The sequence below is a fragment of the Mesomycoplasma ovipneumoniae ATCC 29419 genome, assembly GCF_028885435.1.
GTDB classification, from domain to species: Bacteria; Bacillota_I; Bacilli_A; order Mycoplasmatales; family Metamycoplasmataceae; genus Mesomycoplasma; species Mesomycoplasma ovipneumoniae.
In genome coordinates, this window is the sequence record NZ_CP118522.1 from 425429 (window position 1) to 437787 (window position 12359).

Sequence of the window (12359 nt, forward strand, 5' to 3'; positions counted from 1 at the left end):
CCAAAAATAGCATTCAAAACTCTAAAAAACGCTTTAATTTATTTAGTTTTTTATCTTTTTACCAAAGAAAATTTCAAAATAAATCTCGAATATTTGTTTAGTTCTATTATTAATTAGTTGTTCAATTTTTTTAAAATCCTCTTTATATTTTTCAAGATTTTTAGGATCTTTATCAGCGGGGTCAATTTCATAATAAAGACCTTTATTGCAAAGACTTTCTAATTTAGAATTTCCGTTTTTATCAACCACACCTTGAATCAAAACATCCTGTACATTTTGGCAGATTTGTTCAGAATTTTTATTTTGCTTTCTTGAATTAGTATCTTTATGAAGAAGTATTAAGTTTCCGATTTTTTGTACTATTTTATTGTACTTTTCTTCGTAACTTTTGTCGTTGTTTATTAAAAAACCTATATTATAATCTTTGCTAGGATTTTGCGGAAAAAAGTGATCAACTGAAATAGGATCATCTGTATTATTGTATAAATTCGTTAATTGACTTGTAAATTCAGTCTCAAAATGTTTATCCTTTTTATATTTTGGATGAATTTCTCCATTATTTCTAAGGCTAATTCGTACTCTCAAAATAACATTTTTTTTTAAATTTTTATCATTTTTGCCTTCTTTATCTATGAAGGCTATAAAATTTTCAGAATTAATATCATCACTTGCATTTGTCGGCGATTCTACTAATTTGTGATAAAGTTCTTTGTCATTTTTTAAAAAACTTGGATTATTTTTTTGTTGCAACAACATCGTATAGATTCCTTTTCTTAATGATTGGCCACGAAAATTACTGTAATAAATAATTTTAGACTTTTCAATTTGAAATAAAACAGAACTAAATAACTCTAAATTTTCTTTTTTCTCGGTCAAGTCTAGACCATCATCAAAAATCTCAAATTCCTTTATTGCGCTTTGGATTATTAATGAATACGGGTTGTTAGCACCTTTTTTTGAAATCATATTGATTTGTAAATTTATAAAAGCTAGTTCATTTCTATGAATTGTTTCTTTAAATTTTTGGATTAAAACTTTTATGCCGTCGTTGTCAGTTATATCTTTTTTACCTGATAAAACATTTATATGTCCGACATATGCATATTCAAAAACTAATATCTTTTTAACAAATTCTTCTAGCGTTTCTTTAGTTAATGCCTTGTTATTTGTTCATTTATTTAATAAATTATCAAGTTGTTGGTATAAGGAAAATAAATTATTCTCTGTATTTTGGGTATTGAATTCATCCTTAATAAAATATTGTTGATTTTGCAAAAATGCCCCTAGTTTCTTTTTATTTTCTTTTTCTCCACCATAACAAAAATATTTTTTTATCAGTTTGACATATGGAATTTGTTCTTGTTGGGATTCTTCATTTACCCTTGAGGCAATTAAATCAACCACATCAATTGGTTTTGATTGAACATTTATACTAATAAAAAGTTTTGCAAATTGCTTATCTTTAATTTCCGAAATTCTAATTAATGTTAATAAAATCTTATTCAGAATAAAATTTGTAAAATCATTTATTCAGCCTACTGAGTTTTTATTAGTTTTAATTTCTCATAATTTTTCTAAAATTTTTTGTATATTATTGGAAAAAATAGGGTCGTCCATTTTTCCATTATTTTTAAAAAAATTTAGCAAAGGGGTGTATTGGCTATTGTTTTTAGAAAAGTTTTCTAATATTTTGCTTATTGTTTGATAAATGCTCGCCTGTTCTAAAAATATATTTTCGTCACGGTGGCTCGCCATCTTTAGTATACTGATCAAAATTAAGAGAATAGAAACAGTTCTTTGTTGCCCATCAACAATTCAAAACCCCTCGCTTGCTTTTTTTTCAGCAAAAATAATCGTGTTTAAAAACAAAAAGTCTTCTTTAGTATCAAACTCCTTGAAAATTAGGTCAAAAAAATTCGCTATTAGACCAGGATCTCAAGTATAATTTCTTTGAAAAAAAGGTAAATAGATTTTGTATTCATGAAATTTTTGTAAATATTCTTGTACTGTTATTGTTTCTGAAGACACATTTTTGCTTTTTTCTCTTGCTAAATTAATATTATTATCATTTTTGAAATAATTCTTTTTTATTTCAGTCTTCATTATTTCATTAATCCAGCTTTTATTTGTTTTACTTTTTATTGGTTCATCATCTTCATTTACATCTTCATCTTCGTCTTCATGTTCGTCTTCGTCTTCATCATTCACATCAACAACTTCAAATTCATCTTTCATATCAAGGACTTCGCTATTATTTTTATTTAGTTTTTCATCATTTATTACTAAATCTTCTGTGTTAATGAATTTAGACTCATTATTTTTTATTTTGTTGTTAACTACTAAATTTTGGGAATTTTGAATTTCACCATTTTCTAAAATTTCTATTGTTTTTTGTAGATAATTTCCTATTTTGCTTTTGAGGATGTTTCTTTCTTGATCATTTTTTATATCTTCCATTATTGGTATTCAAAGGCTACCAAAACTTTCAATAGCACCTTTTATAACATCATCATTTTTACCACTGTTTTTTACTAAAATTTCTTTATATTTGCTATTAAGATACAAAGCATCAAATGATAAAAGTAAATTAAAACAAATTGAATTTAATTTTTTATCAATGGCTTTGCTTGCTTTTTTGAATGAAGATATATATTTTTCAAATGAATTTAAAGCGATATTTTTAATATGATTATGCCTAAAAGTTGAATTTCCATCTCATTCATCGCGATTCTGTTTATAAAAATTGGCTAAATCCTTCTTAATCTTAAGTCTAATAAGAGGAGGATCATTTTTTTTATTCATAGATACAATTTGAAGACCTTCAAGTATGTCAATACGTTGACGAAATGTTGACCAGGATATGTACTTTTGTCGTTGTCAATCTTTAGTAGTAATTTTTTTGTGTGCAAATTGTGAGCAAGGAACTATTTTCTTATTATCTACTTTATAATCTAAATACTTTTTGTCGATTATTGGGCCTAAATCTTCTATAAAAGGTTTGATATATGCAAATATAGCAGTACCAATTTTTCATGGCTTTAAGTTATTATTTTTTGCACTATTTCCATTTTTATTAGCTTTTTTCTTGGCCATAATTCTCCTTGTCGATCTTATAAATTAAATTTATTAGCGCTTCTAAAATTGTTACTATAATAGAATTTCCTGGCTTGGCGATATAATGATTCTTTTGTTAATATATTTTTTGAAATTAAAGGACCGAGCCTTTCAAAGTCACTATTTTCAAAACCCATTAATCTAAAAGCTTCACGATTTGAGATAAAACGATAGTTTAGTTTTTTTTCTAAATTATTTTCAAATTTAATAATCCCGGTGTTTGGATTTCTGTCTTGCTTGGTTGTCAAGGTTCTAATAATAAAATTTTTTGACTCATTAATTTTTTCAACTTTTTCGACCATCCTAATTCGTGATGGAGTCGCGTTAATTAAAAAGCCAGCATTTTCACTATTTTTTGAATCAAAGTTAAAAATCGATTGAAAAATTTTCTTCCTTTTATCCAAATTGGCCGAAATATCCTGGCCTAAATTTAAGATATATTTTTTAAATTCTAAGTCGCTGGCAAAAGGTGTTTTTATTTCTTTTAGAAAACTAACAGCAAAAACTCGATTTCTTTTTTGAATTGAGCCAAAATTGAGTCCATTTAATATTGCAGTAAAAGTTTTATAACCTTCTTGTTCCAAAGTTTCTTTTCACTTTTTATATTGATTAATAAATTTTTTTGATATCAAATTAGGTACATTTTCCATTAAAAGGTACTTTGGCTTAGTCTTCATTCCCTTAATTAGCGAATAAACATTTCAAATAAGAGAACTTGTTGAATTTTTATCAAAAATACCATTAGCACGACCCATGTTAGCAATCGAAAGACCTTGGCAAGGAAAAGAATAAGTGACAAAATCAGGCGCTAAGCGATTAATTTCTTCTACATTTAAATTTGTAATTGAGCCTAAATTATTGCTTTTTATAATTGAAGCCACAAGAATTTTTTTAAAAGTTAAATCTTTTCTTGTTATTTGTGAAGGTCTTTTTGAATCTAGTGACAATTCAAAATTTTTTAAAAAAAAATTTATTTTTTCTGGTGAACTAAGTTGATTTTTTTTTAAAATTTTATCAACATCAGACAAAACATTATGATGGATTTGAGCATATGTAATAATTGATCGAGCATCTCAATCAACTGTGGCAACAATTTCAAAAAATTTTTTCTTGCCTTTTTCAAAATTAGCAATAGCTTTTGCTTGTGCCCCAATTCCAGAAAAGGTTTCTAATACCTTAATCCTAGACATTAGAAATCCTTTTTGTTTGGGTTTTATTAATGTTAACTATATATATATATATATATATATATATATATAGTTCCAAAATTAACAATTTTTATCATATTAGTAAATTATACACAGTATATTGAACTTTTTTGGAAAAATAGCCTAATATCAAATATTTTTTTATTATGAACTAAAGCTGGGAATGTTTATAATTTTGAAACTACAGATTTAATTTCTTGATAAGTGTCTAAATCAATAAGTCTAAAAAACGGCGTTAATTTGCCTTTTTTTAATTTTTTACCCCTATACAAGCCAACAATTTTGTTTTTGTAAAATAGAGGAGAACCTGACGAACCTTGCGTGTAGCTGATATCTTGAACAAAAACATTTTCTTTATCCAATTCAGCGATTTTGTCATTTACATAAAATAATGTTTTTAATGTTTTGGGTTTAAAATCTTCGTTTAAGACCACAAGAAAACCTAGGGCTTATTATACTAAAATATCAATAAAATAAGGATTTTTTTAAGCATTTGATGCTTGTATAATTCTTATATATTTATGGTATAATAAATTATACAATTTTCTATAATGGAGGTAAATAGGGTTATTTAATTAATATTCATAAGCGTATATTAAAAAAAGGCTAAATATCCGTTATTTAATCAATTTAAAAATGAACAAAAAATTTAATTATGATAATTCCATAAAATTTATAATACTTTTTTTATTGTCAATTTTTAAAACAATAATTTTTGTTGTAGGTGTTATTTTAACTGGTATTAGCGGTGTTGATGGCGAACAAACAATTGGATCAGATTCGACAACACCAATTGGAAGATTAAAAACTACAATAAGTGGTATATTTGGATTATTATTTCTTGCCTCATTGGGTTTGCGTATCTTTTTTGCTTGAAATTTAAAGAATGATGAAGTCTTTAGACAAACTGGGCTAGATGTTAAGCAATATTCGATTGGTTTTGCGCTTATTCCTTTAATTACTTCAATTTTATTAATTACTAAGTCGCTTAGAGATAAAATTTCAATTGGCAATGACTGAACTACAAGGCAATTAATACTTAAATGAAAAATTATTAACTTTATTAAGGATTTGGTTGTTCTTCTTTGGCTTTCCTCGATTGTACTTGCTATTGTTTCGTTAATTCTTCGCTCTAGCACAAATAATACAATGTTTGAAGAATTTAATGATGTTGTAATTATAATAATCTTTGTTGGGATTTTCTATTTTTTAATTCCATTTTATTTTTTGGCTTCCTATTCTCTTAAAATATACAGATTAATCAACAAAAGAGAAAAAACTTATTGGGAATCAGCTACTTACGTTTTTTTCATGCCATTTTTTTACTTCAATGCTTGAAAAAATGTTTTGAGACTTTCTAAAAAATTAAAAATTACAGAAAATAAACTAACAAGCCAAAATGAAGTAGAAACACAAGTAATTAATAACAAAATTAGTCGACAATTTTATCAATTTACAATTGTAAAAAATATATTCTATTTAATTTTTCTTATAATTTTTACAGCGACAATGTCGCTAGCTATAACTAAAAATGAAATTTTTCGTAACACTGGTGTTAGTCTAATTTTCTTTAATTTATTTAATATTTCGACTATGACTTACCTTATATACATTGGGCCTCGTTATTTAGCAGATTCTGTTAACATGCATTCCAAACGAGCTTGACTAATTTTATATATTTTAGACGTTTTTGTTCCTATAGTTTCAATTTATAACCTGATAAAATATAAGCAAAACAAGACTATTTTAGTTTAATTATTATCATAATTTTATATTCTACTATTAATTTTTTATTAAGTAATTGTGAAAAAAAATATCTTATTTTAAAATACTTTTTTACATATTCTGGTTTTACAAACTTAGAGTTTAGACAAATTATACTAAATAACCAATTAAAAATATAAAATTACCTAGCCGGTAAATTTAAAAATAATTGAAATATGACGAATTTAACTAATCTAATAAAAGAAAAAAAATTAAATGATAAAAATTCTAGAAAATTTTGAATTTTGTTTGTTTTGTCAATAATTAAAACAATGTTTTTTCTTTCGCTAGTTGTTTTAGGAAGTAGTTCATATGATTATACTACTAGACTGAGTTCACACAGAAAAAGTGATGTTGACCTAGACTCTTTAATGGGAAGAGTATTAATGACAATACTTTTAATAGCTATTTTTTTGTTTTTCATTTCATTATTTTTTCGGATTTCTTTAGCTTGAAATTTAAGGGATGATGAAATTCTTAAACAATCTGGTATAAATCTTAAACAATTTTCAAATGCTTTTTTACTTTTCCCTTTAACTGTGTCGATTTTATTAATTAATAACTCGTTTAGTTCAAAAAATACAATTGCCAATCATTGAACTACTAGACAACTAATAACTAAATGGAAAATTATTAATCGTTTTGTTTTATTGACTCTATTTTTTGCCATATTATTGGCTATAATTTTTACATATGGGTTATCCTCTAGTGGTATTAGGCAAATCGATAATAATTTTATTAGAAATTTTGCAGATGTTCTACGGGCAATATTCGCTTTTACATTTTGGTTTGCGTGAATTTTACTTTTTTCATTAGCTTCTTATTTGTTCAAAATATATAAATCAATTGATAAAACTGAAGAGGCAAATCAAACATCTACTATTTTAGCTTTTTTTGCGAGTTTTTTGGGACGCTACGGTCGGTTGTTTTACAGAAACACCAAAACTGTAAGTTTTGATTCGAACATATCGCATATAGAAGAAGAATTAAAGACAAATGAAGAAATAATAACAGAAGAATCCAAAACCAAAACTAATTGAGAATTTTACAAATTCTCAATTATCAAAAATATATTTCATTTTATTTTTATTATCCTTTTTATGATAGCAGCCATAGTTTTACTAGTTGTGCCTACTAATCAACTTATTGACCAAAAAGCCAGTATTGGCATTTTGTTTGGTTTATTTAGTATTGCATTTTCACTTTATTTTTTTTACATAGTACCGCGTTATATTGCAAATTTTTCAAGTCTAACAAAAAATGGTTTTTATATAATTTTGTATATCTTAGACATTTTTGTGCCTATAGTTTCAATTTATAACCTAATAAAATATAAGCAAAATAAGAGTATTTTAGTTTAAATTTTAGTATTTTTTGTTTTAATTAATTAGAATAAAATTCAGACAGGCTTTAGTTAGCCTGTCTGAATTTCTAATATTGCGAGTTTCCTAGTTTAATGAGATAATATTAAAAAAGTGTCCGGTTTAAACTAGGATAAAAAAATTAATAGTTTAATATTATTTTAACATCATAGCATATTGCTGTGGTGTTTTTCAATTTAAAATCGATTGAATTCTATAATTGTTGTATAAATATATAATCTGCAATTATTTTTTTCAGATCTCCTAAAGTTATTTTACTGTAGTCTAACTCGTTTAAGCATTCACTTTTTATAGTTGAAAATCAGTATTCGGCCTCCCTATTATCCAAAGAATTTCCTACACGGGACAACGAAACAGTTCCTCCCATTTTATTTATTTTGTCAATATAGATTTTTGAAGTGTATTGAAATCCATGGTCTGAATGAATAACAAAATCTTTATCAATAGACCTAAATGTCTTTATATTATCGATAACTAAATCTAAACTCGGACAAAGAAGCCAACAACTTATTGTTAATTTTTTTTGTCCTGGTTTATTTTTGGGAACTTTTTTAACTTTTTTGGAAAAGTTAACTACCTATTTCAAATATTCGGGTCACTAGGAACACGCTTCGCGATTGTTAAATATTATTTGGCATTTAAAATGTTAAATTCAACTCTTTGTCTTAATTTTTGCCATCAAACTAGGAAACTTAGGAAAAATAACTATCAAAGCAAAACACTGAATTTTAAATCTAACACTCACGAATGCTAAATCTACTTATTAATCAAACTAAAAAAGCTAAAGTTTTAACTTAAAAAGCAAAATGTTATATTTAAACTACCTTTTTAGTTAAAAAACGGGTGTGTTCATAATCTTGTGTTTTAAATTTTTATGGATTTTTCAAATAGAAATGTAATCTAATTTAATTTTACATTATTTAACCGATTAGGGAAAATAATTTCTAATTGTTTTTTAATCATGAATCAATTTCTTACCTTTTGTCATTTTGTAGATGCGTTTTGGAGAGTTAAATAAGTTATTTTTGAAAGGTAATTTACACTTTGAATTCCGCCTTTTGTTTTTGTATTTTTCCTAATTATTCTATTCATTGACTCAATTAAATTTGTGGTATAAATTGCTTGCCTCAATTCATATGGATATTTAAAAAATGTCGTTAGTTCAGCGAAATTTGTATACCAAGACTTGATAATTGAAGGATATTTTTGGCCTCATTTTTTCCGCAAATTTATCAAGATTTTGCATTGCAAATTCTTGATTAGCCGCTTGATAAATCTTTTTCATATCAAGGACAAACTCTTTTTGTCTTTGTTAGAAACTTTTAAAAGCGAGTTTCTAATTTGGTGAACAACACATTTTTGAACATCTGTTTGCGGGAAAACCGCTTCAATTGTTTGAGTAATTCCACTTAGATTATCGCAAGAAATTATTAGAACATCTTCCAGCCCGCGAGTTTTTAGTTCGCTAAAAACATCAAGTCAATTACTTGCTGATTCGGTATTTTTAATCCAAAATCCCAGTGCTTTTTTATTTCCGTCCCAATCAATTGCAAGAATAAGATAAAGTGATTTTTTGACAAAAACACCGTTTTCTTTAACATTAAAAAACATCCCATCAATGTACAAAATTGGATAGGAATTCTCAATTTTTCGCGATTTTCACTTTTCAATTTCAGGCAATAATTTGTCAGTAACTGAAGAAATTCAGGCATTACTTATTTCTTTTTTATAGATGCTTTTTATTGTGTTAACAATATTTTCATATGACATTCCTGATGCAAAAAGTGAAAACACTTGCTCTTCGATATCGCCTAAATTTGTTTCGTATTTACCGAGTAATTTGTTCTCAAAAGTGCCATTTCGATCTCTTGGTATTTTTAGATGAAAATTATTACTATTAAAATTCACAGTTTTACCCGAAAATCCGTTTCGCTTATTTGGCCTATGCACGCCTTTTTTGCTTCGGTTACTTTTTTCATAGCCTAAATGTTGGCTTAATTCCGCCCTTAAGAGCGCCTCAGTAAAAGTTTTAAACATATGCGAAATTTCGTTGTGAAAATCTTCTTTTTTTATTTTTTTATAATCAGCGTATTTGTCAACAAGTTTTTTAGCTTCTAACTCAAATGGGGATAATGTTTTTTGCTGTTTTTTCATATTTTGGTCCTTCATAATAAATTTTATCAAAATAAATTTACTTTAAAAACACAAAATATTTAACATTACCTAAAAAACTAACAAAAATCATAAAAAACAACTACTATTTAAACTCAATGTAAATAGAAAACTCGTTTTTATTTGCAGCGAGCCTAAAAAACATATGAAGTTTTGAAAGAACAATAACCAAAAGCCCTAAATTTATGGATTTCTAAACGGTTAAATTTAAGGCATACCATCATATTTAAAAATATAATGGATAATTCGCATTTTTTGATTTTTTTATGACAAAAACTCCCTGATTCCTCCCTAATTCAATATCAAAATTTATTAATTTATTCTTAGTGAGATGTATTATAACATAATTTTATTTTATACCAAGCATTTTTTTCAAATGGTTAATTGTAAAATAATAAAAATTAAGATTTTAACGTCAAAAATCCCGTATTTACTGGTATTTTTTCATATTTAGATTCACTAAAAAGCCAATTTTTGCCATAAAACTGTCAAACTCGGGATACCGAAGGTCAAGTAGTAAAATATCTTGAATCTTTAGATTTAATAAGACATAAGTAATTTCCAATATTATTCAATTAAAATAAAAAGGTGAAATTCCACCTTTTTATTTTAATTTTAAAAAAAATTTTTGTCTTATGTATTATAAAAACTTAATCAAGAGAATCTTCAATAAGTTCTTTTTCTGACTTTGAAATAAATGATCTAAGCATAATAAGATAAATTATATCAACTCAAATAATAAAAATTGCGACAATAGAAAGAACAAAAATTCCCTGAAACTTTGAAACAAAGTGAACATTTTTTAGGTTCATTCGTCTTGGTAGGTCATGTAATTTAAAAGGGGAAATAATTAATAAAATTCAGTAAGCAAGTGATAATAAAGCCCAAAAAACAAACACTACAATTGCAAACGTAGTTGCTCCAAAAAATAATGAGAATGTTTTTCTAGCTTCTCCTGGATTGGCAGCAATCTCACCTACAGAAGCAGTAATTCCAGCAAAAAATACAATAAGTGTTATAACACCTAAAGCAAATTTAACTATACGAACAATTAATAATTTATTTGTTCATGATTTAGTTGATTTTAATAATTGAGCGGCATCGTTATGATAAGCCATTTATATCCTCCTGGAAAAATTGTATATTTTATATGAAATTTTATACTAAAAAATTATTTTTGTGATACAATTATACAAGAAATTATTCTAATTATGAAAAATAATGTACAAATAAATAATTATATAAATTATATTATAGAATGAATTCGCCAAGAAGTACAAAAAGCAAATAAAAAAGGCGTGATTTTTGGTATTTCTGGTGGAGTTGACTCTGCACTTGTTGCGTTTTTAGGAAAAAAAGCTTTCCCTAATTCGCATTTAGGTCTTATTATGCCGATTCGTGATATGAGCAGTGACAAAAATGATATTGACCAATTAGTCAAAAAATTTGAAATTTCCACTAAGGAAATTAACTTAAGTTCAGCTTTCCAAAATTTAAAAGACTTATTTAGTCTTAAAAACCAACTGGCAAATTACAATATCCAACCTCGCCTTCGCATGATTAGTTTATATGCTTTTGCTCAAGAATTGGATTATTTAGTTCTTGGAACTGATAATTTTTCTGAAATGTATCTTGGCTATTTTACAAAATACGGTGATGGTGGCGTGGATTTATTGCCGATTGTTAATTTAACAAAAATGCAAGTTTATCAAATCAGCGAACAAATTGGAATTCCGGATTCAATAATTCAAAAATCCCCAAGCGCAAATCTTTGAGATAACCAAAAAGATGAAGATGAATTAGGTTTTACTTATAAAGATTTAGATTTATTTTTTACAGATCCAAATTTAGTTAGTGATCAAGTAAGAGAAAAAATTGAAAAATTACACAATTTAAGTGCCCACAAACGTAATCCAGTGCCAAGACCTGCAAAAAAATTAGGAGATTTTTAAATGGCTGGTCATTCAAAATGAGCTAACATAAAGCACCGAAAAGGTGCCCAAGATGCCCTAAAAGCAAAGATTTTTAACAAATTTTCAAAAGAAATTATGGTCTCAGTAGCAAAAGGTGGACCTGATCCTAATTCTAATCCATCTTTAAGACTTATTATTTCTAAAGCGCGAGCAAAATCAATGCCAAAATCAAACATTGAAAAAGCAATTGCCAAAGGCCATGGAGCAACTAGCGAAGGTCAAACTTTTAAAGAAATAATTTATTCTGGAACTTTATCAAACGGAATTAGTCTAATTGTTACAATTTTAACTGACAATGTTAATCGATCAGTTTCATCACTTCAGGCACTTTTTCGGCGTGCAAATGGGCAAATTGGAAAACAAAATTCAATTCCTTATTTATTTGAGCAAAAAGGTTATCTTGAAATTGACAAAACTGATCAAATAAATGGCGATGACCTTATGATGTTTGTTCTTGAAAATGGCGGTGATGATTTTCAAGAAGATGAAGAAAGTTACTTAATATATTGCGAACCACGCGCAATTCAGGACTTAAAATCAGCAATTGAAAACAATTTTAGTGTAAATTTTAGCGCTGTTGAAATTAGTTATTTCCCTAATTCTTGAGTCGAACTTGATCAAGAAAGCACTGAAAAAATACTAAATCAAATTGATAATTTTCTTGAAGATGACGATATTCAAAATGTTTATCACAATCTAAAAGTTTAAAAAAGTTTTTTTAAGACAAAAATAGGAAGCACTCAAGC

At 26.5% G+C, this 12359-nt stretch carries 8 protein-coding genes and 1 pseudogene; 4 read left to right on the forward strand and 5 right to left on the reverse strand.

What is annotated here, in order from left to right:
• Positions 1-42 precede the first annotated feature (42 nt).
• From PWA39_RS01650 to PWA39_RS01660, 3 genes are all read right to left on the reverse strand, one after another.
• On the reverse strand, positions 43-3093 hold the full coding sequence (locus PWA39_RS01650) for a DUF262 domain-containing protein (protein ID WP_069099197.1): 3051 nt from the start codon (positions 3091-3093) through the stop codon (positions 43-45).
• Positions 3094-3110: 17 nt separating this feature from the next.
• On the reverse strand, positions 3111-4304 hold the full coding sequence (locus PWA39_RS01655; RefSeq protein WP_124983459.1) for a DNA cytosine methyltransferase: 1194 nt from the start codon (positions 4302-4304) through the stop codon (positions 3111-3113).
• A 185-nt stretch (positions 4305-4489) separates the two neighbouring features.
• On the reverse strand, positions 4490-4756 hold the full coding sequence (locus tag PWA39_RS01660) for a hypothetical protein (RefSeq protein ID WP_240534004.1): 267 nt from the start codon (positions 4754-4756) through the stop codon (positions 4490-4492).
• A 202-nt stretch (positions 4757-4958) separates the two neighbouring features.
• Here PWA39_RS01660 and PWA39_RS01665 point away from each other — a divergent pair, with 202 nt between their 5' ends.
• Together PWA39_RS01665 and PWA39_RS01670 are read left to right on the forward strand one after the other, a co-directional pair.
• Positions 4959-6077 (forward strand): hypothetical protein, encoded by a 1119-nt coding sequence (locus PWA39_RS01665; protein WP_211264765.1) that lies wholly within the window; start codon positions 4959-4961, stop codon positions 6075-6077.
• Positions 6078-6262: 185 nt separating this feature from the next.
• On the forward strand, positions 6263-7447 hold the full coding sequence (locus PWA39_RS01670) for a hypothetical protein (RefSeq protein ID WP_069099199.1): 1185 nt from the start codon (positions 6263-6265) through the stop codon (positions 7445-7447).
• Positions 7448-8368: 921 nt separating this feature from the next.
• On the opposite strand, the pseudogene PWA39_RS01675 reads toward PWA39_RS01670, so the two are convergent.
• Together PWA39_RS01675 and PWA39_RS01680 are read right to left on the reverse strand one after the other, a co-directional pair.
• Positions 8369-9567, reverse strand: a pseudogene (locus PWA39_RS01675) (IS256 family transposase).
• A 723-nt stretch (positions 9568-10290) separates the two neighbouring features.
• Positions 10291-10758, reverse strand: a complete 468-nt coding sequence (locus PWA39_RS01680) for a hypothetical protein (RefSeq protein WP_069099466.1) — start codon at positions 10756-10758, stop codon at positions 10291-10293.
• Positions 10759-10851: 93 nt separating this feature from the next.
• On the opposite strand from PWA39_RS01680, the gene nadE reads away from it, so the two are divergent.
• Both nadE and PWA39_RS01690 read left to right on the forward strand, forming a co-directional pair.
• On the forward strand, positions 10852-11592 hold the full coding sequence (nadE, locus tag PWA39_RS01685) for an NAD(+) synthase (RefSeq protein WP_069099468.1): 741 nt from the start codon (positions 10852-10854) through the stop codon (positions 11590-11592).
• Entirely contained in the window at positions 11593-12321 is a 729-nt protein-coding gene (locus tag PWA39_RS01690; RefSeq protein WP_069099465.1) for a YebC/PmpR family DNA-binding transcriptional regulator, read from the forward strand.
• Positions 12322-12359 lie beyond the last annotated feature (38 nt).